Source organism: Pseudomonas frederiksbergensis (genome assembly GCF_001874645.1).
Taxonomy (GTDB): domain Bacteria; phylum Pseudomonadota; class Gammaproteobacteria; order Pseudomonadales; family Pseudomonadaceae; genus Aquipseudomonas; species Aquipseudomonas frederiksbergensis_B.
Genome location: NZ_CP017886.1, coordinates 1,670,540 through 1,697,032, shown reverse-complemented (window position 1 = coordinate 1,697,032; position 26,493 = coordinate 1,670,540). Strand labels below are relative to the sequence as shown.

The 26,493-nt window shown below is 58.7% G+C and carries 23 protein-coding genes; 12 read left to right on the top strand and 11 right to left on the bottom strand.

Features of this window, described 5'->3' with window-relative positions; all coding sequences use genetic code 11:
• Positions 1-3: 3 nt before the first annotated feature.
• The 4 genes from BLL42_RS08475 to BLL42_RS08460 all read right to left on the bottom strand — a co-directional run bounded on the left by BLL42_RS08475 (position 4) and on the right by BLL42_RS08460 (position 5,177).
• Positions 4-381, bottom strand: a complete 378-nt coding sequence (locus BLL42_RS08475; protein WP_019692072.1) for a hypothetical protein — start codon at positions 379-381, stop codon at positions 4-6.
• Positions 382-479: 98 nt separating this feature from the next.
• On the bottom strand, positions 480-1,289 hold the full coding sequence (locus BLL42_RS08470; protein WP_071551654.1) for a putative RNA methyltransferase: 810 nt from the start codon (positions 1,287-1,289) through the stop codon (positions 480-482).
• The gene (dapE, locus tag BLL42_RS08465; protein WP_071551653.1) at positions 1,289-2,440 is read right to left on the bottom strand and encodes a succinyl-diaminopimelate desuccinylase; all 1,152 of its coding nucleotides are present in this window, start codon (positions 2,438-2,440) and stop codon (positions 1,289-1,291) included. The genes BLL42_RS08470 and dapE overlap by 1 nt, the downstream gene beginning before the upstream one ends.
• Before the next feature lie 145 nt (positions 2,441-2,585).
• The gene (locus tag BLL42_RS08460) at positions 2,586-5,177 is read right to left on the bottom strand and encodes a glycosyltransferase (protein ID WP_071551652.1); all 2,592 of its coding nucleotides are present in this window, start codon (positions 5,175-5,177) and stop codon (positions 2,586-2,588) included.
• Between the two features lie 268 nt (positions 5,178-5,445).
• Here BLL42_RS08460 and tcdA point away from each other — a divergent pair, with 268 nt between their 5' ends.
• Complete coding sequence (tcdA, locus tag BLL42_RS08455) at positions 5,446-6,255, top strand: tRNA cyclic N6-threonylcarbamoyladenosine(37) synthase TcdA (RefSeq protein ID WP_167368535.1); 810 nt, start codon at positions 5,446-5,448, stop codon at positions 6,253-6,255.
• 94 nt (positions 6,256-6,349) lie between these two features.
• Here tcdA and BLL42_RS08450 read toward each other — a convergent pair whose 3' ends face one another.
• The 7 genes from BLL42_RS08450 to map all read right to left on the bottom strand — a co-directional run bounded on the left by BLL42_RS08450 (position 6,350) and on the right by map (position 14,528).
• Positions 6,350-6,757: a SufE family protein gene (locus BLL42_RS08450; RefSeq protein WP_071551650.1), complete on the bottom strand. Its 408-nt coding sequence runs from the start codon at positions 6,755-6,757 to the stop codon at positions 6,350-6,352.
• Positions 6,754-7,959, bottom strand: a complete 1,206-nt coding sequence (locus BLL42_RS08445; RefSeq protein WP_071551649.1) for an aminotransferase class V-fold PLP-dependent enzyme — start codon at positions 7,957-7,959, stop codon at positions 6,754-6,756. Before BLL42_RS08445 ends, BLL42_RS08450 begins: the two co-directional genes overlap by 4 nt.
• Positions 7,960-8,034: 75 nt before the next feature.
• A complete protein-coding gene (gene dapD, locus BLL42_RS08440) occupies positions 8,035-9,069 on the bottom strand; it encodes a 2,3,4,5-tetrahydropyridine-2,6-dicarboxylate N-succinyltransferase (RefSeq protein ID WP_071551648.1) in 1,035 nt (344 codons plus the stop codon).
• 33 nt (positions 9,070-9,102) lie between these two features.
• Positions 9,103-9,411: an arsenate reductase gene (locus BLL42_RS08435; RefSeq protein WP_236721989.1), complete on the bottom strand. Its 309-nt coding sequence runs from the start codon at positions 9,409-9,411 to the stop codon at positions 9,103-9,105.
• 345 nt (positions 9,412-9,756) lie between these two features.
• A complete protein-coding gene (gene dapC, locus BLL42_RS08430) occupies positions 9,757-10,956 on the bottom strand; it encodes a succinyldiaminopimelate transaminase (RefSeq protein ID WP_071551646.1) in 1,200 nt (399 codons plus the stop codon).
• 43 nt (positions 10,957-10,999) lie between these two features.
• The gene (locus tag BLL42_RS08425) at positions 11,000-13,702 is read right to left on the bottom strand and encodes a [protein-PII] uridylyltransferase (protein ID WP_071551645.1); all 2,703 of its coding nucleotides are present in this window, start codon (positions 13,700-13,702) and stop codon (positions 11,000-11,002) included.
• A 43-nt stretch (positions 13,703-13,745) separates the two neighbouring features.
• The gene (map, locus tag BLL42_RS08420) at positions 13,746-14,528 is read right to left on the bottom strand and encodes a type I methionyl aminopeptidase (protein WP_071551644.1); all 783 of its coding nucleotides are present in this window, start codon (positions 14,526-14,528) and stop codon (positions 13,746-13,748) included.
• 371 nt (positions 14,529-14,899) lie between these two features.
• Between map and rpsB the strand changes: the two genes are divergently transcribed.
• The 11 genes from rpsB to lpxD all read left to right on the top strand — a co-directional run bounded on the left by rpsB (position 14,900) and on the right by lpxD (position 26,444).
• Entirely contained in the window at positions 14,900-15,637 is a 738-nt protein-coding gene (gene rpsB, locus BLL42_RS08415) for a 30S ribosomal protein S2 (protein ID WP_003219330.1), read from the top strand.
• A 205-nt stretch (positions 15,638-15,842) separates the two neighbouring features.
• Complete coding sequence (gene tsf / locus BLL42_RS08410) at positions 15,843-16,706, top strand: translation elongation factor Ts (protein WP_071551643.1); 864 nt, start codon at positions 15,843-15,845, stop codon at positions 16,704-16,706.
• 210 nt (positions 16,707-16,916) lie between these two features.
• The gene (gene pyrH / locus BLL42_RS08405; protein WP_019692086.1) at positions 16,917-17,660 is read left to right on the top strand and encodes a UMP kinase; all 744 of its coding nucleotides are present in this window, start codon (positions 16,917-16,919) and stop codon (positions 17,658-17,660) included.
• Positions 17,657-18,214: a ribosome recycling factor gene (frr, locus tag BLL42_RS08400; protein WP_071551642.1), complete on the top strand. Its 558-nt coding sequence runs from the start codon at positions 17,657-17,659 to the stop codon at positions 18,212-18,214. Before pyrH ends, frr begins: the two co-directional genes overlap by 4 nt.
• A 13-nt stretch (positions 18,215-18,227) precedes the next feature.
• The gene (gene uppS, locus BLL42_RS08395; RefSeq protein WP_071551641.1) at positions 18,228-18,983 is read left to right on the top strand and encodes a polyprenyl diphosphate synthase; all 756 of its coding nucleotides are present in this window, start codon (positions 18,228-18,230) and stop codon (positions 18,981-18,983) included.
• The gene (locus tag BLL42_RS08390; protein WP_071551640.1) at positions 18,983-19,789 is read left to right on the top strand and encodes a phosphatidate cytidylyltransferase; all 807 of its coding nucleotides are present in this window, start codon (positions 18,983-18,985) and stop codon (positions 19,787-19,789) included. Before uppS ends, BLL42_RS08390 begins: the two co-directional genes overlap by 1 nt.
• Positions 19,786-20,976 (top strand): 1-deoxy-D-xylulose-5-phosphate reductoisomerase, encoded by a 1,191-nt coding sequence (gene ispC, locus BLL42_RS08385; RefSeq protein ID WP_071551639.1) that lies wholly within the window; start codon positions 19,786-19,788, stop codon positions 20,974-20,976. Before BLL42_RS08390 ends, ispC begins: the two co-directional genes overlap by 4 nt.
• A gap of 54 nt (positions 20,977-21,030) precedes the next feature.
• Positions 21,031-22,383 carry a sigma E protease regulator RseP gene (rseP, locus tag BLL42_RS08380; RefSeq protein ID WP_071551638.1) on the top strand — a complete coding sequence of 451 codons (1,353 nt, stop codon included), beginning with the start codon at positions 21,031-21,033 and terminating at the stop codon, positions 22,381-22,383.
• A gap of 74 nt (positions 22,384-22,457) precedes the next feature.
• Positions 22,458-24,836 carry an outer membrane protein assembly factor BamA gene (bamA, locus tag BLL42_RS08375; RefSeq protein WP_071551637.1) on the top strand — a complete coding sequence of 793 codons (2,379 nt, stop codon included), beginning with the start codon at positions 22,458-22,460 and terminating at the stop codon, positions 24,834-24,836.
• Between the two features lie 45 nt (positions 24,837-24,881).
• Positions 24,882-25,385 carry an OmpH/Skp family outer membrane protein gene (locus BLL42_RS08370; protein WP_071551636.1) on the top strand — a complete coding sequence of 168 codons (504 nt, stop codon included), beginning with the start codon at positions 24,882-24,884 and terminating at the stop codon, positions 25,383-25,385.
• Between the two features lie 3 nt (positions 25,386-25,388).
• Positions 25,389-26,444 carry a UDP-3-O-(3-hydroxymyristoyl)glucosamine N-acyltransferase gene (gene lpxD / locus BLL42_RS08365; RefSeq protein WP_071551635.1) on the top strand — a complete coding sequence of 352 codons (1,056 nt, stop codon included), beginning with the start codon at positions 25,389-25,391 and terminating at the stop codon, positions 26,442-26,444.
• Positions 26,445-26,493 lie beyond the last annotated feature (49 nt).

The following is a 26,493-nucleotide window of genomic DNA, read 5'->3' as shown; positions in this document are numbered from 1 at the left end:
GTATTACGCGGTTTTCCAGGTGATCTCTTCTTCACCGTCGACGCTGATCCGAATCCAGCGGTCCGCCGATTCTTCACCTTCTTCCTCGACCCAGGTTCCCGGCGCGCAGCGCACTTCGACGTTCAGCGCAGCAAAGGCGGCGCGGGCGCAGGCGATGTCGTCGTCCCACGGCGTCTGGTCGCTTTCCAGGTACAGGCTGTTCCACTTGCCCACGGCTTTTGGCAGCCAGGTCACGGGCACGTTGCCGGCCTTGCACTTGTAGGTCTGACCTTTCTGAACCCAGTCGGTGCAAGGGCCCAGAGCCGCGCCGAGCCAGGTCGCAATGGCCTTGTAGTCGACGTCGGCGTCTTTCAGGTAAATCTCGATATCGGGTTGGCGCATGGATGTTCCTCACTGCGGGTTTCGAAAAATCCACTCGCGGATTTAGCCGGCCTCAAGCCACTGCTCAAGACCAAAAGTTAAAGGGTGCTCTCAAACAATTACTGCAGAACGAAATAATCGTAGCGCATCGACACGCTGACCTCGAACGGCTCGGCCTGCTCGATCACATTGGCCCGGCGTTCGGCACTCGCGCGCCAGCCGTGAGGCGTCATGGCCAGCAGGTTGGCGCGGTCCTGGCCGCTGACCAGATTCAGTTTGAATTCCAGGGTTTCGCTGTGTTGCAGCGTCATGCCTTCCGGCACCAGCGCCAGGTGCTTGTCATCGGTGTATTCGCGCACTTCGTCGTACAGACGCTCACGCAGTTCCATCAAATGACCGCTGGTCGGGCCGACTTTCATCAAGCCGCCACCCGGGCTGAGCAGGCGTTTGGCTTCCTGCCAGTCGAGCGGGCTGAACACGCTGGCAAGGAACTGGCAGCTGGCATCGGCCAACGGCACTCGGGCCATGCTGGCGATCAACCAGGTCAGCTGCGGGTTGCGTTTGCAGGCGCGTTTGACCGCTTCGCGGGAGATGTCCAGCGCGTAGCCGTCGGCGTTTGGCAGGGCGTCGGCGATTTGTGCGGTGTAATAACCCTCGCCACAACCGATGTCCAGCCAGCGCTGCGGCGCACGTTCGGTGGCCAATTCGGCAAGACGCTTGGCCACCGGCGCGTAGTGCCCGGCATTCAAGAAGTCACGGCGGGCTTCGACCATGGCCTGGTTGTCGCCCGGATCACGGCTGTTCTTGTGCTGCACCGGCAGCAGGTTCAGGTAACCCTGGCGGGCGCGGTCGAAGCGATGCCCGGCCGGGCACGCTACGCCGTTGTCGACCGCATTCAGCGGCGCGCTGCAGATAGGGCAGGCGAGCATCAGGCGAGCAACTTGATCAGGGTCTGGTAGTAGATTTCGGTCAGCAGATCGAGGTCGCTGGCCAGCACGCGTTCGTTGACCTGATGGATCGTCGCGTTGACCGGGCCAAGCTCGACCACCTGGGTACCCATGGTGGCGATGAAGCGCCCATCCGATGTGCCGCCGCTGGTGGACGCCTTGGTCTCGCGACCGGTGATGGCCTTGATGCTCGCCGATACCGCATCGAGCAGTGCGCCCGGTTCGGTGAGAAAGGGCAGGCCGGACAGCGCCCAGTCGATGTGCCAGTCCAGGCCATGTTTGTCGAGGATAGCGGCCACTCGCTGTTGCAGGCCTTCAACGGTCGATTCGGTGGAGAAACGGAAGTTGAATACGGCCACCAGATCACCCGGGATCACGTTGGTCGCGCCGGTGCCGGAATTGACGTTGGAAATCTGGAAACTGGTGGGCGGGAAGAAATCGTTGCCGTGATCCCAGTGCTCGGCGGCCAGTTCGGCGAGGGCCGGGGCGGCGAGGTGGATCGGGTTCTTCGCCAGGTGCGGGTAGGCCACGTGACCTTGCACACCGCGCACGGTGAGCTTGGCGCCCAGGGAGCCGCGACGGCCGTTCTTGACCACGTCACCGACCAGGGTGGTGCTCGACGGTTCGCCGACGATGCACCAGTCCAGACGTTCCTTACGCGCCACGAGGCGTTCGATCACAGCTTTGGTGCCGTGATGCGCCGGGCCTTCTTCGTCGCTGGTGATCAGAAACGCAACCTTGCCCTTGTGGTCCGGGTAGTCGACGACAAACCGTTCGGCCGCCACGGTCATGGCTGCGAGGCTGCCTTTCATGTCCGCCGCGCCACGGCCGCAGAGCATGCCGTGTTCGTCGATCACTGCGTCGAACGGATCGATCTGCCAGGCCTGCACCGGGCCGGTCGGCACCACGTCAGTGTGACCGGCGAAGCACAACACCGGGCCTTCGTGTTTGCCGTGGGTGGCCCAGAAGTTATCCACATCTTCGATGCGCATGGGCTCAAGCGCAAAACCGGCATCGCCCAGGCGCTGCATCATCTGCTTCTGGCAATCGGCGTCGAGCGGCGTCACGGACGGACGACGGATCAGGTCGATGGCGAGTTGGAGGGTCGGCGAAAGGTCGGCGTGGGCCGTCATGTGAGAACTCCGATAAGCGCACGTATAAAACCGTAGGAGCTGCCGCAGCCTGCGGCAGCTCCTACCAGTTATCTGGCATGGAAAATGGCAAGTATTCTAAAGCAAAACGGCGGCCAGAGGCCGCCGTTTAGTGGTTTGCGCAGATTTAAGCGGCAGGTGCCGGCTCGGTCTCAGGCGCAGGTTTTGGCAGCGAGGACAGGAAGGCCATGATCAGCGCTGCCAGATACGGCAGCGACTGCACCAGCAACATGGTCACCCAGAAGCGCATGTCGTTGCTCGGGATGCCCTGCACCAGGTAAATCCCCAGTGCCGCGCCCCACAACAGCAGCATGATGAACAGCTCTTCGCGCGCTTCCGAAATCGCCACCCAGAAGCCGTGGTTATCGGCATTTTTCGGGGTGCGGAAAAACGGAATACTGCTGGTGAAGAAGCCGTACAGCACCGCCTTGGCGATGGTGTGAGACAACGCCAGACCGGCCAATGCCGCGCAAAATGCGTCCTTCAGGTTGACCCCGACCGCACGGCGGTAGAGGAAAATGATCTTGCCCACCTTGAACACGAACAGCGCCAACGGCGGGATTGCGAAGATCAGCAGTGGTGGATCGACCCGTTGCGGCACGATGATCATCGCCGCCGACCACAACAGGGCGCCGACCGTGAAGAAGATGTTCATGCCATCCGCCACCCACGGCAACCAGCCCGCGAGGAAGTGGTAACGCTGGCCACGGGTCAGCTCGGTGTCCTTGCCGCGCAACAGGCTGGCGGTGTGCCGCTTGATGATCTGAATCGCTCCGTAAGCCCAGCGGAAACGCTGTTTCTTGAAGTCGATAAAGGTATCGGGCATCAGGCCCTTGCCATAACTGTTGGGGTAGTACGCCGCCGACAGGCCTTTCTCGAACACTCGCAGACCCAGTTCGGCGTCTTCACAGATGCACCAGTCCGCCCAGCCGAGCTCTTCGAGCACGGAACGGCGGGTCATGGTCATGGTGCCGTGCTGGATGATCGCGTCACGGTCGTTACGGGTGACCATGCCGATATGGAAGAAGCCTTTGTATTCGGCGTAGCAGAGCTTCTTGAAGGTACTTTCGTTCTGGTCGCGATAATCCTGCGGAGACTGCACGATGGCGATTTTCGGATCGGCGAAGTGCGGCACCATGTGCTTGAGCCAATTCGGATCGACACAGTAGTCAGAGTCGATCACGGCGATGACTTCGGCATCCTTGGCGGTGTGCGGCAGCAGGTAGTTCAGCGCGCCGCCCTTGAAACCGGCCAGCGGCGCGACGTGGAAGAACTTGAAGCGCGGGCCGAGGGTTTCGCAATAGGCCTGCACCGGTTCCCAGACGGCCGGGTCCTTGGTGTTGTTGTCGATGATCAGGACTTCGAAGTCCGGATAGTCGAGGTTGGCCAGGGCGTTGAGGGTCTGTTTGACCATCTCCGGCGGCTCGTTGTAGCACGGGACATGGATCGAGACTTTCGGGCGGTAGTCCGAATCACCCACCACCGGCAGGAATTCACGCCGGCGTTTGTGAGTCCAGACGGCCTCGGCCAGTTCATGAGCCTCGGTGAGAAGGACGATAAACACCCCGAGCGCGCCGAGGGCGAGCAAGAAGCCCACCGTCAGGCTGAACCAGGTGCTGTATTGCTGGCTGTAGTCGTAACCGATCCACACCAGCACCGATCCGCAGAGGAACGCGATGAAGGTCAGGAAGGTGCGACCACGCTGGCGCAGGGCCGAGCCGTCGATCATCAGCAGGGTCAGGGACAACAGCGCAAACACGACGGAGCCGATAGCCAGCACTCGCCATTGCGGAATTGCAACCACCGGGCCTTCAAAGTTGAATTTCTGCTGACGCGCAGCGTTGAACACGCCCCAATAGGCGCCTACCGAACCTTCGTCGCTGGCTTTCCATGGCTGGTCAAACGCTTCGATCACGAAGTAGTTGAAGCCCTGGCGATTGAGCTTGTTCACCAGCGTGCGCAGGTAAATGGCCTGGTCAGCCGGGGTCGCATCAGCTCCACCGCGCATGCGGCCATTGCTCGGCCAGCCCACTTCGGACAGCAGCAGCGGCTTTTTCGGGAACAGCTTTTTCAGGTCACGGGCACGGTCCAGAACAAACTGACCGGCCTGGTCCACCGGGATGAATTCCCAATAAGGCAGGATGTGAGCCGCGATCAAGTCGACGTGCTTGGCCAGCATCGGGTTTTCTTCCCAGACGTGCCACTGTTCGGAAGTGGTTACCGGGACTTTGACCGCTGCGCGTACGCGATCGAGGATCACGCTTAACTGCTCGGCGGTGATTTCCTTACGGAAGATCGCTTCGTTACCGACCACCACGCGCACGACACTGCGCGAGCTGTTGGCCAACTCGATGGCGCGCTGGATCTCGCGCTCGTTGCGCTCAAGGTCCGGGCTGATCCAGATCCCGAGCGTCACGCGCAGGCCGAATTCTTCCGCCAGTTTCGGGATGTCCTCCAGCGTACCGTCGACGGAGTAGGTCCGAATGTTGTCGGTCAGCTTGCTCATGATCTCCAGGTCGCGACGCATTTCATCGTCGGACGGGAACTGGTTTTTCTGTGGGAACTGGCCTTGCTGGAACGGCGAGTAAGAAAAACCGGAGATCTGCTCAGGCCAGTTGGGGGTCGTGACCGGGCGGTTGATTAGCGCCCAGAAACCGGTGAACAGCGCGGCAATCGCCAGCACTACCACCAGATTGAGTCCAAATTTACGCGATGACATAGCTATTTCGGGTTCCAAAAGGTGCGGAACGAGGGGACGGTTGGCACGCGCCAATCGGCGCGCATCCTACACTGGCCTTGAACTGAGCGTATAGCAGACAGAAAAAAGCCGGACATTGGGCAAGCCATCTTCGCTTAAGTTCTTTTGTGTGACAAAAAATGTACAAATGTTGGCTTAATTAAAGCAGGACTCGCTGCCGTTTATAGCGCAAAGATGTTCTTGGCACGCATCGGCCCTATAATGCGCGCCGGTTTTTAGGGTAGTGGTCATGAGTACAGAAGATCCGCGGTTTGCTGGCATTGCCCGTTTGTATGGCATCGAAGGCCTTGCGCGTTTGCGCGCGGCCCATGTGGCGATTGTTGGCGTCGGTGGCGTCGGTTCCTGGGCGGCCGAAGCCATGGCCCGTTGCGGTGTCGGCGAAATCTCGCTGTTCGACCTCGATGACGTGTGCGTCAGCAACGTCAATCGTCAGTTGCATGCACTGGACAGCACCGTCGGAAAACCCAAGGTCGAGGTGATGGCTGAGCGCCTGCGCGGGATCAACCCGGAGTGCATCGTGCACACGGTGACGGATTTCGTCACACGCGAGACCATGGCCGAGTACATCACGCCAAACATCGACTGCGTAATCGACTGCATCGACAGCGTCAACGCCAAGGCTGCGCTGATCGCCTGGTGCAAACGTCGCAAGATTCAGATCATCACCACTGGCGGTGCAGGCGGGCAGATCGATCCGACGCTGATCCAGGTGTGTGACCTGAACCGTACCTTCAATGACCCGCTGGCCTCGAAAGTGCGCTCCACGCTGCGTCGCGATTATGGTTTCTCGCGCACCGTGACCCGTCACTACAGCGTGCCGTGCGTATTCTCCACCGAGCAACTGCGCTATCCGAAACCCGATGGCAGCATTTGCTTGCAGAAAAGCTTTGTCGGCGATGGCGTGAAACTCGACTGCGCCGGCGGTTTCGGCGCCGTGATGATGGTGACCGCGACTTTTGGCATGGTCGCCGCGACCAAGGCTGTGGATAAGATTGTCGCAGGTGTGCGGCGCCCTGCGGACAAGATCAAACCCCTGTAGGAGCTGCCGCAGGCTGCGATCTTTTGATCTTTCTTTTGATCTTCGGCGTAAGTGATCACGCTATAGATCAAAAGATCGCAGCCTGCGGCAGCTCCTACACGTCGCTCAAGCTCCGCATCCGTTGCAACACCGCATTCAAGCCATTACTGCGTGACGGCGACAGCTGTCGGCTCAGGCCCAATTGATCAAACCAGTCCGGCAGATCAACCTGCTGCAGTGCTTCAGTGGATAACCCGTTGACCCGCGCCAGCAGCAACGCCACCAGTCCGCGTATCAACCGCGCATCGCTGCTGGCAGCAAACTGCCAATGGCCGTCTTGCAGCGCGCCCACCAGCCACACCTGACTTTCGCAGCCGTGTACGCGATTGGCGTCGGTCTTGTCTGCATCGCTCAACGCTGGAAGTCGTTCGCCCCATTGCATCAGCAACCGGGCACGTTGTTCCCAGCCAGCGGCGGCCTGAAAGGTTTCCACTGCCGTAATGGCATCCGCCGGCAGGCTCATCGCAACAACTCCAGCGCCTGATCAAGCGCTTCGAAAAAGCGCTCAAGGTCTTCCGAGTCGTTATACAGCGCCAACGAAACCCGTATCGCTCCCGCCAGTTCGAAGCTTTTCAGCAACGGCATGGCGCAGTGGTGCCCGGCGCGCACGGCAATGCCCTGTTCGGTGAGCAGATGCGCCAAATCGGCGTTGTGCACGCCTTCAACGACAAAACTGGCCAGTGCCAGTTGCGGTTTGCCCAGCAGGCGAATGCCATTGCGCGCCTGCAAGCCCTTCAACAGGTAATCATGGAGCGCGGCTTCGTGGGCGCACACGGCGTCCTGGTCCAGGCCGGTGAGATAGTCGAGGGTCGCCCCCAGGCCAATCACGCTGGCAATCGGTGGTGTGCCGGCTTCAAAGCCCAGCGGGGCCGGGCGGAAACGCGCATCGTGGTAGTTGGCGTCCAGCACCATCTCGCCGCCGAACTGCCATGGGCGCAGCTGTTGCAAGGCTTCGTTGCGGCCATACAACACGCCGAGACCGTCCGGGCCATAGAGTTTGTGGCTGGAAAAAACGTAGTAGTCGCAACCCAGCGCCTGCACGTCATGACGGCCATGGACCACGCCTTGGGCACCGTCGACCACGGTCAGGGCGTTCTGTGCCTTGGCCAGCGCCAGCAACGGCGCTAACGGCTGCCACGCGCCGAGCACGTTGGACAACTGGCTGACCGCCAGCAACCGCGTGCGTGGGCCGATCAGTTGAGCGGCGGCATTGAGATCGATCAGGCCGCCCACGTCCAGTGGCAACACCACCAGTTTCAGCTCGCAACGGTGCGCCAGTTGCTGCCACGGCAACAGGTTGGCGTGATGTTCCAGGGCACTGATGACAACTTCATCGCCAGGATTGAACAGGTGCTCCAGGCCATAGGCCAGGAGGTTCAGCGCGGAGGTTGCGCCATGGGTAAAGATGATTTGCCCGCTGTTGCCAGCATTGAGCCAGTGCGTGACTTTGCTGCGGCTGTCTTCGAACGCCTGCGTGGCGTGGGCGCCGGGCAGGTGTTGCGCACGATGGACGTTGGCCGCGCCGTTGGCGTAGTAATGCGCCAGCGCATCGAGCAGGGCTTGGGGTTTCTGGGTGGTGGCGGCGTTGTCCAGATAGGTCTGGTCTTGCCGTTGCAGAGCGGCGATGGCCGGAAAATCGGCGCGCCAGGGCGAGGGCACAAGCATGGTGGTCAAGACTCGTTTGAGCAGGCCGGGCGCTGATAATAGCGCCCGGTTGCTCGTAGGGCATCGAGTGGCTGCTTAGTTGTGAGCGTGCAGCGCTTCGTTCAGTTCGATGGCCGATTTGTGGGTTTTGCATTCCACGGCACCGGTCTCCGAATTGCGGCGGAACAACAGGTCAGGCTGGCCGGCCAGTTCGCGGGCCTTGAGCACTTTGACCAGTGTGTTGTTTTCGTCCAGCAACGCCACTTTGGTGCCTGCGGTCACGTACAGGCCCGATTCAACGGTGTTGCGGTCGCCCAATGGAATGCCGATACCGGCGTTGGCGCCGATCAGGCAGCCTTCGCCGACCTTGATCACGATGTTGCCGCCACCCGACAGGGTGCCCATGGTCGAGCAGCCGCCGCCCAGGTCCGACCCCTTGCCGACGAACACGCCAGCAGAGACGCGGCCTTCGATCATGCCCGGGCCTTCGGTGCCGGCGTTGAAATTGACGAAACCTTCGTGCATCACCGTGGTGCCTTCGCCAACGTAGGCGCCCAGACGGATACGCGCGGCGTCAGCGATACGCACGCCAGCCGGCACGACGTAGTCGGTCATTTTCGGGAACTTGTCGACCGAGAACACTTCCAGCAGTTCGCCACGCAGACGGGCTTCGAGTTGATGCTCGGCCAGTTCGTTCAGGTCGATTGCGCCCTGGCTGGTCCAAGCCACGTTCGGCAGCAACGGGAAGATCCCGGCCAGGTTCAGGCCGTGTGGCTTGACCAGGCGATGGGACAGCAGGTGCAGCTTGAGGTAGGCCTCAGGGGTGGAACTCAGTTGTGCGTCTTCGGCCAGCAGGGTGGCGACCAACGGCTTGTGGCTTTCGGCCAGGCGGGTCAGCAGCGCCGCTTGTACAGCGTCGATACCTTTCAGGGCCTCAGCCAGTTGCGCGGCCTGGGCGGTGCTGAAAGCGATGGCCTGATTGCCTTCGGTGTAGCCCAGAATCGGGGCAATAGCGGCGACCAGTTCGGCCGATGGCTTGAGGACTGGGGCTGCGTAAAACACTTCCAGCCATGCACCTTGACGGTTTTGCGTGCCGACACCAAAGGCCAGGCTGAACAGGGTAGTGGACATGTTTATACCTCTAACAAAATTGAACGGGCTGGCTTACTTGAGCGCTGCCGCGTAAATGTCTGGCTTGAAGCCAATCAGGGTTCGGTCACCGAGATCGAGCACCGGGCGCTTGATCATCGAAGGTTGTGCGAGCATCAGTTCGATAGCTTTCGTCTGGTCGAGATCGGCTTTGCGTTCGTCGTCGAGTTTGCGAAAGGTCGTGCCTGCACGGTTGAGCACCACTTGCCAGCCGTGTTCGTTGCACCACTGGGTCAGGTGTTCACGGTCGATTCCGGCCGTTTTGTAATCATGAAAGTCAAAATGAACAGCGTTTTCATCGAGCCAGGTGCGCGCCTTCTTCATGGTGTCGCAGGCTTTGATGCCGAAAAGGTGCAACGTTTTGCTTGAAACGGTCAAGGAATTGCCCCCCTTTGGAGGTGCTGAAAATAAAAGGTGAAGGATTATGCCATGACCGGACGGGTTCGGCGTCGACCACGACCGGGCTTTGCCACATTGCCAGTTGCGACTTTTGTACAGCTGTCAGCAGGCAGCTTAAGCGAGCAATATGGCACTTCAATGGCGATTGATTAGGAGCCCTGGGCGGATTTCATGCAGGAGCTGCCGCAGGCTGCGATCTTTTGGCGCCATCAAGGGCGCCGGAAATCAAAAGATCGCAGGCTTCGCCAGCTCCTACGGGCGACGTAACTGTTATCGACGGCGCTGGATGAATGCGCGAATCCGCTCGGCGGCCTCAACGCATTCAGCCAGCGGTGCGACCAATGCCAGGCGCACCCGGCCAGCCCCCGGATTTAAACCGTCAACTTCACGGGACAGATAAGACCCCGGCACCACCGTCACGTGTTCTTCGACAAACAGATCACGGCAGAACGCGGCATCATCGCCTTCAACGTTCGGCCACAGGTAGAAACCGCCGTCCGGGCGCTGTACATCCATGACCGGGCTGAGGATTTCCAGTACCGCATCGTATTTCTCGCGGTACAGCGCACGGTTGGCCCGTACATGCACTTCGTCATTCCACGCGGCAACGCTGGCGAGTTGGGTCTGAATCGGCATCGCGCAGCCGTGGTAGGTGCGATACAGCAGGAAGCCTTTGAGAATGTCGGCGTCCCCGGCGACGAAACCCGAGCGCAGGCCCGGCAGGTTGGAACGCTTGGACAGGCTGTGGAAAACCACGCAGCGTTTGAAATCCTTGCGACCCAGTTCCACGCAGGCGCTAAGCAGGCCTGGCGGTGGAGTCTGTTCGTCGAAGTAGAGCTCGCTGTAACACTCGTCGGCAGCGATGACGAAGTCGTGTTCGTCGGCCAGGGCGATCAGTTTTTTCAGGGTTTCGGCCGGGATCAGCGCGCCAGTCGGGTTGCCCGGCGAGCACAGGAACAGGATCTGGCAGCGTTTCCAGATATCGTCCGATACCGCGTCGAAGTCCGGGTTGAAGCCGTTTTCATCCAGGCACGGCAGGTAATGCGGTTTGGCGCCTGCGAGGAACGCTGCGCCTTCATAGATCTGGTAGAACGGGTTCGGGCTGACAATCAGTGCGTCGTCGCCGCGGTTGACCACGGTCTGAGTGAAGGCGAACAGCGCTTCGCGAGTGCCGTTGACCGGCAGCACGTTGCGCGCCGGGTCGATCCAGCCACTCGGTACGCCAAAGCGGCGCTCGCACCAGCCTGCAATGGCTTCGCGCAGGGCCGGGATGCCGAGCGTGCTCGGGTACACCGCCATCTGATCCAGATTGTTCGCCAGCGCTTCCGCCACAAAGCTTGGCGAGCGGTGCTTCGGCTCGCCGATAGACAGTGCAATCGGGCGCTTGTCAGGGGTTGGCGTCACCGCACCGAGCAGGGCGCGCAGTTTCTCGAACGGGTAAGGCTGGAGCTGGTTCAGGGCGTTGTTCATCGGTGCGGGGTCTCACTCAAAGCAGTTAGATCTTGGTGTGCATTCAGATGCTGATGCGCGCCAGTTCGATAGAGGGTTCAGGGCTGACGCTCAGTTGTTCGACGATCGCCTCCTGCAAGCGGCTGCACAGCTGTGGGTCGGACAACGGGTGATGGTTCGCGTCGGTGATGAAGAACACGTCTTCGACCCGTTCGCCGAGGGTGGCAATCTTGGCATTCTGCAGTGACAGGTCGAATTCGAGAAAGATTGTTCCGATCCGCGCCAGCAGGCCAGGACGGTCCGGGGCGCTGAGTTCCAGCACCGTCACCTGGCGCAGGGCGTCGTTGTGGATCGTCACTTGCGGTGCGAAGGCGAAATGCTTGAGCTGGCGCGGTACACGGCGCTGGATAATGGTCGGGTAGTCGTCCGGGTTGTGCAGGGCTTCGGTCAGGCCGTCGCGGATCTGCTTGACCCGCGCCGGGTTATCGCCAATCGAGTCGCCGTCGGTGTCGAGCACGATATAGGTGTCGAGGGTGAACTGGCTGGTAGAGGTGATAACCCGGGCGTCGTGAATGTTCAGGTTGAGTTGGTCCATCGCCGCCACGGTCACGGCGAAGAAGTCGTGCTGGTCCGGTGCATAGATGAAGATCTGCGTACCGCCCTCGAATTCGCGCTGGGTGGTTTCCTTGATCAGTACCAGTGGCCCGCCGTCGGCTGGCTGCTGGAGGATTGCATCACTGTGCCAGGCCACGTCACCCGCGGTGTGACGGAGGAAATAATCATCGCCCAGTTGCGACCAGAGTTGTTCGACATCGTCCGGGTCGGTGCCGCCGCGCACCAGAATGTCCAGGGCGGCACTTTGGGTCTGGCGAATCTGCTCTTCGCGATCGACCGGGTTTTCCAGGCCGCGGCGCAAGGCCCGCTTGGTTTCGGTGTAGAGCTGGCGCAACAGGCTGGCGCGCCAGGAGTTCCATAGCGTCGGGTTGGTGGCGTTGATGTCCGAAACGGTCAGCACGTACAAGTAATCGAGGCGGATTTCGTCGCCGACGATCTGCGCGAAGTCGTGGATCACTTGCGGGTCGGACAGGTCCTTGCGCTGTGCGGTGGTCGACATCACCAGGTGGTTTTGCACCAGCCAGACAATCAGTCGGCTGTCCCACACGGGCAGTTGATGCCGCTGGCAGAATGCTTCGGCGTCGACCGCACCGATATCCGAGTGATCGCCATGCCGGCCCTTGCCAATGTCGTGGTACAGCCCGGCAAGGTAGATCAGCTCCGGCTTGGGCAGCTTGCCCATGAGCTTGCTGGCCAGCGGGAATTTCTCGGACACCTGGGTGTACTGCAACTTACGCAGGTGTTTGATCAGGTTCAGGGTGTGGGCGTCGACCGTATAAATATGGAACAGGTCGTGCTGCATCTGCCCGACGATAAAACCGAACTCTGGCAAGTAGCGCCCGAGAATGCCGTAACGGTTCATCCGTCGCAGATTGCGGTGGATGCCGATCTTGCACTTGAACAGTTCGATGAACAGGCTGGTATTGCGAATGTCATTGCGGAAATCGTCATCGATCAGGTGCCGGTGTTCCCGCAGCAGACGAATAGTGTCAGCCCGCACGCCTTTGATTTCCGGCTGTTGGGCCATCAGCACGAAAATTTCCAGCATGGCAAACGGCGTGCGTCTGAACACGTTGGTGTTGATCGCCTCGATGTAGCCGTCATGCAACTGGAAGCGCGAGTTGATCGGTTGCGGCGGCGCTTCATCTTCCGGCGCGAGGATCACTTCTTCGAAATGCTGGATGATCAGGTCGCTGAGCTGGGCAATGCTCATCACCACCCGGTAGTACTGCTGCATGAAGTTTTCGATGGCGTGTTTGGCGTCATCGCCTGCAAAACCCAGCAGCCCGGCGATCGAGCGCTGGTGGTCAAACAGCAAGCGGTCTTCGGAGCGACCGGCGAGCATGTGCAGGGCGTAGCGAACCTTCCACAAAAACTCCTGGGACGAGGCCAGCAGGGCGTTCTCGCTTTCGACCAGGAAGCCTTCGCCCGCCAGTGCGCGCAGGTTGAGCGTGCCGTATTGGCGGCGTGCCACCCATAGAATCGTCTGAATATCCCGTAGGCCGCCAGGCGAACCTTTGACGTTGGGTTCCAGGTTGTATTCGGTGTCGTTGTATTTGTGGTGACGTGCCTTTTGTTCAGTGTGTTTGGCCAGGAAAAACTCCTTGGCCGGCCACATGTGCTCGGTGCTGGTGACATCGAGCATGCGCTGACGCAAATGCTCGGGGCCGGCAATGGTACGGCTTTCCATCAGGTTGGTGATGATGGTCAGATCGGCGCGGGCTTGTTCGGCGCATTCGTCCACCGAGCGTACGCTCTGGCCAACTTCCAGGCCGATGTCCCATAGCAGCGTCAGAAAGCGCTCGATGGAATCGCGGAAAACTTCGTGATCGGCGTTGTCCAGCAGAATCAGCAAATCGATGTCGGAGTAGGGGTGCAACTCGCCGCGGCCGTAGCCGCCGACCGCGACCAGCGCGATGTCGGCGTCTTCACTCCAGTTGAACTGCTCCCAGGCCTTTTGCAGGATGTTGTCGACGAACCAGGCACGATCCTCGATCAACCGGCGAATATCGCGCCCGCTGCGAAAACGCTCGTCGAGCACCTCTCGCGCCTGGCGGATGGCCTTCTTGAAGGCCGCAATCGGGCTTGCCTTCAGGGCCAGTTCAGCCTGGAACTGGCCGCGGTCGAAGAGTTCGGGGTCCACCTGCGGCATCGATTGGCTTTCCTTCTATAGGCTGGGTGCAGAGCGTGTCAGATCAGGCCGAAACGCGAGGGATGGTGTCATCGCTGCGCAGGGTGAATATCTCGTAGCCGGTTTCGGTCACCAGCAGGGTGTGCTCCCACTGGGCCGACAGCTTGCGATCCTTGGTGATTGCGGTCCAGCCGTCGCCGAGTACCTTGGTGTCGGCACGGCCCTGATTGATCATCGGCTCGATGGTGAAGGTCATGCCGGCTTTCAGTTCCATGCCGGTACCGGCGCGGCCGTAATGCAGGATTTGCGGTTCTTCGTGGAACACTTTGCCGATCCCGTGACCGCAGAACTCGCGAACCACCGAGAAGCCATTCTTTTCAGCGTGCTTCTGGATGACTTCGCCGATATCGCCGAGGCGGCAGCCAGGCTTGACCAGCTCGATGGCCTTGTACATGCATTCCTGGGTGACTTGTGACAGGCGTTCGGCCCAGACCGGCACGCTGCCGACGTGGAACATGCGGCTGGTATCGCCGTGATAGCCATCTTTGATCACAGTGACGTCGATGTTCAGTGTGTCGCCATCTTTAAGCGGCTTCTCGTTCGGGATGCCGTGGCAGACCACGTGGTTGATCGAGGTGCAGATCGACTTCGGAAAGCCTTTGTAGTTGAGCGGGGCAGGGATGGCTTTCTGCTCGTTGACGATGTAGTCGTGGCAGATGCGGTCCAGCTCTTCGGTCGTGACGCCCGGCTTGACGTATTCGGCAATCATTTCCAGCACATCGGCGGCAAGTTTGCCGGCGATACGCATTTTTGCGATGTCCTCTGGGGTTTTGAGGGTGACGGTCATACAGGCTCTCTCTACGCTCAGTGGCGCTTTCTATACGGAATGGGCTCTGCGTGATGCTGCTCGCAGCCCTGAAAAACGCGATTCTAACAGACGATCACGGCAAATCTGCGCCTCTGTGCATCGCTTCTGTTTATAGAATGGCGCATTCTGGGGGGATTCCAAGGGCCGGAACAAAAGCACTTATCGGGTTTTAAGAATCCGGGTTTCGTTTTCGCCCTCCTTGTGGTATAAAATGCGCCGCTTTCCGGGTATACCCCGAAAAGCTTAAATCCACACACGTGTCGACACGATGACCTGGGTGCCTTCAGCTGATGCTGCTGGTTGGTCATTGGGATACGTGGAGGCCAAACCCGACTTATTAAGGAACTATCATGTCCCAAGTCAACATGCGCGATATGCTGAAGGCCGGTGTGCACTTCGGTCACCAGACCCGTTACTGGAACCCGAAAATGGGTAAGTACATTTTCGGCGCGCGTAACAAGATCCACATCATCAACCTTGAAAAAACCCTGCCAATGTTCAACGAAGCTCTGACTTTCGTAGAACGTCTGGCCCAGGGCAAAAACAAGATCCTGTTCGTCGGCACCAAGCGTTCCGCTGGCAAGATCGTTGCTGAAGAAGCAGCACGTTGCGGTTCGCCGTACGTCGATCACCGCTGGTTGGGCGGCATGCTGACCAACTTCAAAACCATCCGTGCTTCCATCAAGCGTCTGCGTGACCTTGAAGTGCAAGCCGAAGACGGTACTTTCGCCAAGCTGACCAAGAAAGAGGCGCTGATGCGCACTCGCGACCTGGAAAAGCTGGATCGTTCCCTGGGTGGTATCAAGGACATGGGCGGTCTGCCTGACGCACTGTTCGTTATCGACGTTGATCACGAGCGCATCGCGATCACCGAAGCCAACAAGCTGGGCATCCCGGTTATCGGCGTAGTCGATACCAACAGCAGCCCGGAAGGCGTTGACTACATCATCCCAGGCAACGATGACGCAATCCGCGCTATCCAGCTGTACATGGGTTCGATGGCTGACGCTGTAATCCGCGGTCGCAACCACGTTGCTGGCGGCACCGAGCAGTTCGTTGAAGAAGCTCCGGTAGCAGCAGCTGAGTAATTGACGCCTTGGCGTTGACTCAGTAAGCAAAAAGGGGGCTTGGCCCCCTTTTTGCCACCTCGAAAACCATTTGTTGGCGCCTGTTTTTAGAGGTGTCGCTACTGCATCTGTAATGTGCAGCAGCTAACAAGGGTGGTTCGGGAAGAATTGAACGCCCGTTCGGTCGGGTGGAATGGTTGATAACCTATCCAAGAGGAATTTTGAAATGGCAGAGATTACTGCAGCGTTGGTCAAAGAACTGCGCGAGCGTACCGGCGAAGGCATGATGGATTGCAAAAAGGCCTTGACCAAGGCTGGCGGCGACATCGAAAAAGCCATTGATGACATGCGTGCTTCCGGCGCCATCAAGGCTGCCAAGAAAGCAGGTAACGTCGCTGCTGAAGGCGCTATCGCTCTGAAGGAAGACGGTAAATCCGCAGTCCTGCTGGAAGTGAACTCGCAGACTGACTTCCTGGCTCTGCAGGACGACTTCAAGGCATTTGTTGCTGCTAGCGTTGAAAAAGCGTTCGCTGACAAACTGACTACCGTTGAGCCTCTGATCGAAGCTCAAGAAGCCGCTCGCCTGGTATTGGTCGGCAAGGTTGGCGAAAACGTCAACATCCGTCGCCTGGCTCGCGTTGAAGGTGATGTTGTCGGTGGTTACCTGCACGGCAACAAAATCGGTGTAGCTGTTGTTCTGAAGGGCGGCAACGTTGAGTTGGCCAAAGACATCGCTATGCACGTAGCGGCGACCAACCCTGAATTCCTGCTGCCATCGGAAGTTTCCGCTGAAGCGGTCGAGCGCGAGAAAGGCGTGTTCCTGACCCTCAACGCTGACAAGATCGCCGGCAAGCCAGAAAACATTGTTGAAAACATGGTCAAAGGCCGTATCAGCAAGTTCCTGGCTGAAGCAAGCCTGGTTGAGCAGGCGTTCGTTAAGAACCCTGAAATCAAGGTTGGCGAACTGGCTAAGAAAGCCGGTGCTGAAATCGTTTCCTTCACCTACTTCAAAGTAGGCGACGGCATCGAGAAGCCAGTCGACAACTTCGCTGAAGAAGTTGCTGCTCAACTGGCTGCTGCCAAGCAGTAAGACGGTTTTTTAAACTGTCGCCCTGAAGAGGCTGCCCGCTTACGCGCGCAGCCTCTTTTCAGATGGGGAGCCAATTTATTTGGTTTTCTGTCGGAACTGGCTTACAAAGCCGTGTTCCGATGGCGCTGTGATAGCGTCACGTTAGAGTGAACGCAGGCTGCAAACAGCCCGCAAAGAATTTTTTAAAATACGCCGCAGGAGAGATTCGCAATGGCTCAGCAGGGCAGTGGTTATCAGGCTCGCTATAAACGCATTCTACTCAAGCTTAGCGGCGAGGCCCTGATGGGCTCCGAAGAGTTCGGGATCGACCCCAAGGTTCTGGATCGCATGGCGCTGGAAGTCGGCCAACTGGTCGGTATCGGTGTTCAGGTCGGTCTGGTGATTGGTGGTGGTAATCTGTTCCGCGGCGCGGCACTGAGTGCGGCCGGCATGGATCGGGTCACTGGCGACCACATGGGCATGCTGGCCACTGTGATGAACGCTCTGGCCATGCGTGATGCGCTGGAACGTGCGAATATCTCGGCCATCGTGATGTCGGCTATTTCCATGGTAGGCGTGACCGATCACTACGATCGCCGCAAAGCCATGCGTCACCTGAACGCCAAGGAAGTGGTCATCTTCGCTGCCGGTACCGGCAACCCGTTCTTCACCACGGACTCGGCAGCCTGCCTGCGTGCGATCGAGATCGATGCTGATGTCGTGTTGAAAGCGACCAAGGTTGATGGTGTGTACACCGCTGACCCATTCAAAGACCCGCATGCCGAGAAGTTCGATCATCTGACCTACGATGAAGTGCTGGATCGCAAGCTGGGTGTGATGGATCTGACGGCTATTTGCCTGTGCCGCGACCACAAGATGCCGCTGCGCGTATTTAACATGAACAAGCCCGGCGCCCTGCTGAACATCGTACATGGCGGCGCTGAAGGAACCCTGATCGAGGAAGGCGAACAATGATCAACGAAATCAAGAAAGACGCTCAAGAGCGCATGACCAAATCCTTGGAATCGCTGGCGCACGCGTTCAGCCGAATCCGTACTGGCCAGGCTCACCCAAGCATTCTGGGTGGCGTGATGGTGCCTTACTATGGCGCTGATACTCCATTGAACCAGGTGGCCAACGTCACCGTTAAAGATTCGCGGACCCTGCAAGTCGTGGCCTTCGAGCGCAACATGCTGGCGGCCGTCGACAAGGCAATCCAGAGCTCGGGCCTGGGCTTCAACCCGACCAACCTGGGCGAGCTGTTGCTGATCTCCATGCCGGCGCTGACCGAAGAAACCCGCAAGGGCTTCACCAAGCAGGCGCGTGAAGCGGCAGAAGACGGTCGTGTGGCTGTGCGCAACATCCGCCGTGACGCTTTGAGCCAGCTCAAGGACCTGGTCAAAGAGAAAGAGATCAGTGAAGACGAAGAGCGTCGCGCAGCTGACGATATCCAGAAGCTGACTGACAAGTTCGTCGCGGAAATCGAAGCAGCCGTGAAGCAAAAAGAAGCGGATTTGATGGCCGTATAAGGGTCGCGCTTTTATGGAAAAGACCAAGCAGCCAGTGCCGTCCTCGGTGCCGCGTCACGTCGCGATCATCATGGACGGCAATAATCGCTGGGCAAAAAAACGTTTCTTGCCCGGTGTTGCCGGGCATAAGGCTGGCGTCGATGCTGTACGCGCGGTCATTGAGGTGTGCGCTGAAGCCGGGGTTGAAGTACTGACCCTGTTCGCCTTCTCCAGTGAAAACTGGCAGCGTCCAGCCGATGAAGTCAGCGCCTTGATGGATTTGTTTTTCAAGGCGTTGCGTCGCGAGGCCAAGCGCCTCAACGACAACAACATCACGTTGCGTATCATCGGCGATCGTTCGCGTTTTCATCCCGAGCTTCAAGCAGCCATGCGTGAGGCAGAGGCAATGACAGTCGGCGCCAATCGTTTTGTCCTGCAGATCGCGGCCAACTATGGCGGCCAATGGGATATCGCCCAGGCTGCGCAACGTCTGGCGCGAGAAGTTCAGGCCGGGCATTTGCGTCCGGATGACATCACTCCAGAGTTGCTGCAGACCTGTCTGGCTACCGGTGATCTGCCGTTGCCGGATTTGTGCATTCGTACCGGCGGCGAACATCGCATCAGTAACTTCCTGCTGTGGCAGTTGGCGTACTCCGAGCTGTATTTCTCCGACCTGTTCTGGCCGGACTTCAAACACGAAGCCATGCGTAATGCATTGGCCGATTTCGCTTCTCGCCAGCGTCGCTTCGGTAAAACGAGTGAGCAGGTCGAGGCTGGAGCCCGGGTTTAATGCTTAAACAACGAATCATCACTGCGCTGATCCTGCTACCGATCGCCCTGTGCGGATTTTTTCTGCTCGAGGGTTCCGGTTTTGCCCTGTTTATCGGCCTGGTCGTGACTCTTGGTGCCTGGGAATGGGCGCGTCTGGCGGGTTTCACTGCGCAACCGATCCGCGTCGCTTATGCGGCGGTGGTCGCGTCGATGCTGTTTGTCATGCATGTGCTGCCGGGGCTTTCGCCTTGGGTGCTGGGTGCGGCGGTACTCTGGTGGGCGGTGGCAACCTACCTGGTGCTGACCTATCCCAAGACCAGCGAGCATTGGGCCTGCGCGGTCTGCAAGCTGGTAATCGGCCTGCTGATCCTGTTGCCGGCCTGGCAAGGTTTGATCCTGATCAAGCAGGAACCGCTGGGTAACTGGCTGATCATGGCCGTGATGGTGTTGGTCTGGGGTGCAGACATTGGCGCTTACTTTTCCGGTCGGGCATTCGGCAAACGCAAGCTTGCTCCGCAGGTCAGTCCTGGCAAGAGCTGGGAAGGCGTGTACGGCGGCTTGTTGCTGAGTCTGGTGATCACCGCCATCGTTGGTCTGATGCGTGACTGGACGACTGGCGAGATGCTGAAAGGGTTGATCGGCGCAGCGATTATCGTGTTTATCTCGGTGGTCGGCGATTTGACCGAAAGCATGTTCAAGCGCCAGTCGGGCATCAAGGACAGCAGTAATCTGCTGCCGGGTCATGGTGGCATTCTGGACCGTATTGACAGTCTCACCGCCGCGATTCCGGTGTTTGCGGTATTGCTGTGGATGGCTGCATCGTGAGCCGCCCACAACAGATCACTGTCCTGGGGGCGACCGGCTCTATTGGTCTGAGCACCCTTGATGTCATCGCGCGTCATCCTGAGCGCTATCAAGTCTTTGCCTTGAGCGGCTTCTCTCGCCTGAGTGAGCTGTTGGCTTTGTGCGTCCGCCATGTGCCGCGCTTTGCTGTTGTGCCAGAGCCCGTGGCTGCCCGGCGTCTGCAGGACGATCTGCAGGCTGCGGGCCTTTCGACACGGGTGCTGGTGGGGGAGGAGGGCTTGTGTCAGGTCGCCTCCGACGCTGAAGTCGATGCGGTGATGGCGGCGATTGTCGGTGCGGCGGGATTACGTCCGACACTGGCGGCGGTCGAGGCAGGCAAGAAGATTCTGCTGGCCAACAAAGAAGCGCTGGTGATGTCCGGCGCGCTGTTCATGCAGGCTGTCCACAAGAGTGGGTCGGTGCTGCTGCCGATCGACAGCGAGCACAATGCGATCTTTCAGTGCATGCCCGCAGACTTTTCCCGTGGGCTCGGCGCGGTAGGTGTTCGACGGATTTTACTGACAGCCTCTGGCGGTCCGTTCCGGCAGACATCCATGGCTGAGTTGGCGCATGTTACGCCAGAGCAGGCGTGTGCCCATCCCAACTGGTCGATGGGGCGCAAGATTTCGGTCGATTCGGCCAGCATGATGAACAAGGGCCTGGAGCTGATCGAGGCGTGTTGGCTGTTTGATGCCAAGCCGTCACAGGTCGAAGTGGTGATTCATCCGCAAAGCGTGATTCATTCGCTGGTCGACTATGTAGATGGTTCGGTATTGGCGCAGTTGGGCAATCCGGATATGCGGACGCCGATCGCCAATGCGCTGGCATGGCCTGAGCGCATCGACTCCGGGGTTGCGCCACTTGATCTGTTTGCAATCGCGCGTCTGGATTTCCAGGCGCCCGACGAAGAGCGCTTCCCGTGCTTGCGTCTGGCGCGTCAGGCGGCGGAGGCCGGGAACAGTGCTCCGGCGATGCTGAACGCCGCGAATGAGGTGGCTGTTGCAGCCTTTCTCGATGGGCGTGTCCGTTACCTGGAGATCGCGAGTATCATCGAAGAGGTGTTAAACCTCGAACCTGTGGTTTCGGTCGATGATCTCGATGCGGTTTTCACTGCGGACGCGAAAGCGCGTGTCCTGGCCGAGCGTTGGTTGAGTCGTCACGGGCGATAGGTGTTGCGGCTGGTTGGCTTGCGGCAGCACTGAATAGGATTGCGGAGAAAGTAGATGAGCGCACTCTATATGATTGTCGGCACCCTGGTGGCTTTGGGCGTGCTGGTCACCTTCCATGAATTTGGCCATTTCTGGGTCGCGCGTCGCTGTGGCGTCAAGGTTCTGCGTTTCTCCGTGGGCTTCGGCTTACCGTTGCTGCGCTGGCATGACCGGCGCGGCACCGAGTTCGTGATCGCCGCCATCCCTTTGGGTGGTTACGTGAAGATGCTCGATGAGCGTGAAGGCGAAGTGCCGGCCGATCAGCTTGATCAGGCCTTTAATCGCAAATCCGTTCGTCAGCGCATCGCCATCGTTGCTGCCGGGCCTATCGCCAACTTTTTGTTGGCGTTGGTGTTTTTCTGGGTGCTGGCGATGCTTGGCACCGAGCAGGTGCGCCCCGTCATCGGTGCGGTTGAAGTCGGCAGCATGGCCGCCAAGGCCGGTTTGAATCCGGGGCAGGAAATCGTCGCCATCGATGGCGAGCCGACTTCGGGTTGGGCGGCAGTGAATCTGCAACTGGTCCGGCGTCTTGGTGAAAGCGGTTCGTTGCAATTGCTGGTGCGCGAACAGGGCTCTACCGCCGATTCTCCGCGTGAGCTGGTCCTGGACCATTGGCTCAAGGGGGCCGATGAGCCGGATCCGATTCGTTCGCTGGGTATTCGTCCTTGGCGTCCGGCATTGCCGCCCGTGTTGGCTGAGCTGGATCCTAAAGGCCCGGCGCAGGCTGCAGGCCTGAAGGCGGGTGACCGTCTGCTGGCGCTCGATGGCCAGGCGCTGACCGATTGGCAGCAGGTGGTTGATTGGGTCCGTGTGCGTCCTGATACCAAAATTGTGCTGCATATCGAGCGTGACGGTGCTCAAATCGACGTCCCGGTTACCTTGGCAACCCGCGACAAGGCGAAAGTGGCCAGTGGTTATCTGGGGGCCGGGGTGAAGGCTGTCGATTGGCCGCCATCCATGATTCGCGAGGTCAGCTTCGGTCCTGTGGCAGCCATTGGCGAAGGTGCTCGACGCACTTGGACCATGAGTGTGTTGACCCTTGATTCACTAAAGAAAATGTTGTTCGGCGAGCTCTCGGTAAAAAACTTGAGTGGACCGATAACCATTGCTAAAGTGGCGGGCGCTTCTGCCCAGTCGGGTGTCGCTGATTTCCTGAATTTCCTGGCTTATCTGAGTATTAGCCTGGGCGTTCTGAATTTGTTGCCCATTCCTGTACTGGATGGGGGGCATTTGTTGTTTTATCTGATCGAGTGGGCGCGTGGTCGTCCCTTGTCGGATCGGGTGCAGGGTTGGGGGATACAGATCGGTATCAGTTTGGTGGTCGGGGTGATGTTGCTTGCTCTGGTCAACGATCTGGGTCGACTGTAACGCTTCGCTGAATTGCGAATCTGCCGCATTTTGCGGCAGTTTGTTTATTGCCAGTTGGAATAAGAAAGGACTTCATGAAACGTCTGCTGCTAACTGCGGTTCTCACCGTATTGATGATCGCCGAAGTTCACGCCGAGTCCTTCACTATCTCTGATATTCGTATCAATGGCCTCCAGCGGGTATCCGCGGGTAGCGTCTTTGGTGCCTTGCCGTTGAACGTCGGTGAACAGGCGGATGATCGTCGCCTGGTGGATTCCACTCGTGCGCTGTTCAAAACCGGGTTCTTTCAAGATATCCAGCTGGGCCGCGATGGCAATGTCCTGGTCATTACGGTAGTCGAACGCCCGTCGGTCGCCAGTATCGAGATCGAAGGCAACAAGGCGATCTCCACTGAAGACCTGATGAAAGGCCTTAAACAATCCGGTCTGGCCGAAGGCGAGATCTTCCAGCGTGCGACGCTTGAAGGCGTGCGTAACGAACTGCAGCGTCAGTACGTCGCTCAAGGTCGCTACTCGGCCACCGTCGACACTGAAGTTGTTCCTCAGCCGCGCAACCGCGTTGGCTTGAAGGTCAATATCAACGAAGGCACTGTCGCGGCTATCCAGCACATCAACGTGGTGGGTAACACGGTTTTCCCTGACGAAGACCTGATCGACCTGTTCGAACTCAAGACCAGCAACTGGCTGTCGTTCTTCAAGAACGATGACAAGTACGCTCGTGAAAAACTTTCCGGTGACCTGGAACGTCTGCGTTCCTACTACCTGGACCGTGGCTATATCAACATGGATATCGCTTCGACCCAGGTTTCGATCACTCCGGACAAAAAACACGTCTATATCACCGTTAACGTCAACGAAGGTCAGAAGTACAACGTTCGTGACGTGAAGCTCAGCGGTGACCTGAAGGTCCCTGAAGACCAGGTCAAGGCGTTGCTGCTGGTGCAAAAAGGTCAGGTGTTCTCGCGCAAGCTGATGACCACCACCTCTGAATTGATCACCCGTCGTCTGGGTAACGAGGGTTACACCTTCGCCAACGTCAACGGTGTACCGACTCCGCATGACGACGATCACACGGTTGATATCACCTTTGTGGTCGATCCGGGCAAGCGTGCTTACGTAAACCGTATCAACTTCCGCGGCAACACCAAGTCGGAAGACGAAGTGCTGCGTCGTGAAATGCGCCAGATGGAAGGTGGCTGGGCTTCGACCTACCTGATCGACCAATCCAAGACCCGTCTGGAACGTCTGGGCTTCTTCAAGGAAGTCAACGTCGAGACTCCGGCTGTACCGGGTGTCGATGACCAGGTTGACGTGAACTACGCCGTTGAAGAGCAAGCTTCCGGTTCGATTACTGCCAGCGTTGGTTTTGCTCAGAGCGCCGGTTTGATCCTGGGGGGTTCGATTACCCAGAACAACTTCCTGGGTACCGGTAACAAGGTCAGCATCGGCTTGACCCGTAGCCAATACCAGAGCCGTTACAACTTCGGTTATGTCGACCCGTACTGGACTGCCGATGGCGTGAGCCTGGGTTACAACGCTTTCTATCGCACCACTGACTACAAAAACCTCGACGTCAACGTATCCAGCTATGCGGTAGACAGTCTGGGTGCGGGTGTCAGCGTCGGTTATCCGATCAGCGAGACTTCGCGTCTGACCTTTGGTCTGACTGCGCAGCAAGACAAGATCAAGACCGGTCAGTACACCGTTGACGAGATTTTTGACTTCGTTAACCGTGAAGGCGACCAGTACCTGAACTTCAAGGCTTCGGCCGGTTGGTCTGAATCGACCCTGAACAAAGGCGTGCTGGCGACCCGTGGTCATTCCCAGAGTTTGACGATGGAAGCGACGACACCGGGTAGCGACCTGTCTTTCTTCAAGCTCGATTACCGTGGTCAGCTGTTCCAGCCATTGACCGATAACTACACCATGCGTCTGCATACAGAGCTGGGCTATGGTGATGGTTACGGTTCGACCAATGGCCTGCCGTTCTACGAGAACTACTACGCGGGTGGTTTCAACTCGGTTCGCGGCTTCAAGGACAGCACTCTGGGTCCTCGCAGTACGCCGAGCCGTGGCGTTAACCCGGGAACTTCCGTCGACCCGGACCAGAATCCGCTGCCGTTTGGTGGTAACGTCCTGATTCAGGGCGGTGTAGAGGTTCTGTTCCCTCTGCCGTTCGTGAAGGATCAGCGTTCCTTGCGCACTTCGGTATTCTGGGACGTGGGTAACGTGTTCGACTCGAGTTGCACGCAGAGCACTAACGCCGATGGTTCGAAGTCCAAAACACTGTGCAACGACATCAGCCTGGCCAATATGGCGAGTTCGGTGGGTGTTGGTGTGACTTGGGTTACCGCCCTTGGTCCGTTGAGCTTCGCCTTGGCAATGCCGGTCAAGAAACCGGACAGCAATGCAGAGACTCAGGTGTTCCAATTCTCCCTCGGTCAGACTTTCTAATAGTCTGATCCAAGATAATGACAATGGATTTTGTAGGAGTGCATCGTGCGTAAGTTGACTCAATTGGTTCTCCTGGCAACTGTCCTGGTAGCAACCCCGGCATTTGCCGAAATGAAAATCGCGGTACTGAACTATCAAATGGCGCTGCTGGAATCTGACGCGGCGAAGAAGTACGCCGTGGATGCCGAGAAGAAGTTCGGCCCGCAGCTGACCAAGCTCAAGACCCTGGAAAGCAGTGCCAAAGGCATCCAGGATCGTCTGGTTAGCGGTGGCGACAAAATGGCCCAGGGCGAGCGCGAGCGTCTTGAGCTCGAATTCAAGCAAAAGGCCCGTGACTTCCAGTTCCAGTCCAAAGAACTGAACGAAGCCAAAGCCGTTGCTGACCGTGAAATGCTGAAGCAGCTCAAGCCGAAACTGGACAGCGCTGTGGAAGAAGTCATCAAGAAAGGTGCTTATGACCTGGTCTTCGAGCGTGGCGCAGTGATTGATGTCAAGCCTCAGTACGACATCACTCGCCAGGTTATCGAGCGCATGAATCAGCTGAAGTAATCCATGACAGCGACTATAAAGCTCGGCCAATTGGCCGAGTTCCTCGGCGCCACTCTCCGTGGCTCCGCGGAGAAAGAAATCACTGGGCTAGCCACTTTGCAGGAGGCTGGCCCAGCTCAGTTGAGCTTTCTGGCAAATCCCCAATACCGTAAATATCTGGCCGACAGCCAGGCCGCAGCCGTGTTGCTGAAGGCCGCTGACGCAGAAGGCTTTGCCGGTGATGCGCTGGTTGTGCCTGATCCGTACCTGGCGTATGCACGGGTTTCCCATCTGTTTGATCCCAAACCAAAGGCTGCTGCCGGTATCCATCCGACAGCGGTTGTGGCAGTGGATGCAGTGGTTGATCCGGCGGCGAGTATTGGTGCGTTTGCCGTGATCGAAAGCGCTGCGCGGATCGCCGCAGGCGTGACGGTCGGTGCACACTGCTTCATTGGTGCGCGCAGCGAGATCGGTGAGGGCGGCTGGCTGGCCCCGCGTGTGACGCTGTACCACGACGTTCGCGTCGGCAAGCGCGTGGTCATTCAGTCCGGTGCGGTGCTCGGTGGTGAAGGCTTTGGTTTTGCCAACGAAAAAGGCATCTGGCAGAAAATCGCCCAGGTCGGTGGGGTGTTGATCGGTGACGATGTGGAGATTGGCGTGAATACCGCCATCGACCGCGGTGCGTTGGCCGACACCATCATCGGCAATGGCGTGAAGCTGGATAACCAGATTCAGATCGCCCACAACGTGCAAGTCGGTGACCATACCGCCATGGCGGCGTGCGTGGGGATTTCCGGCAGCACCAAAATCGGCAAGCACTGCATGCTGGCGGGTGGTGTAGGGCTGGTCGGGCACATTGATATTTGCGACAACGTATTCCTGACCGGAATGACCATGGTGACTCACTCGATTACCGAGCCGGGTTCCTATTCGTCCGGGACGGCCATGCAACCGGCTGCCGAGTGGCGCAAAAGCGCGGCACGTATCCGTCAGCTCGATGATATCGCGCGACGTCTGCGACAGCTGGAAAAGCGTGTTGGGGGCGTGACCCCTGACAGCAATGCTTCATCAGATGGCTGATACCATTTCCATATCAAGTGTGCACAGCCGTTAGACTGCCTCCTTGATT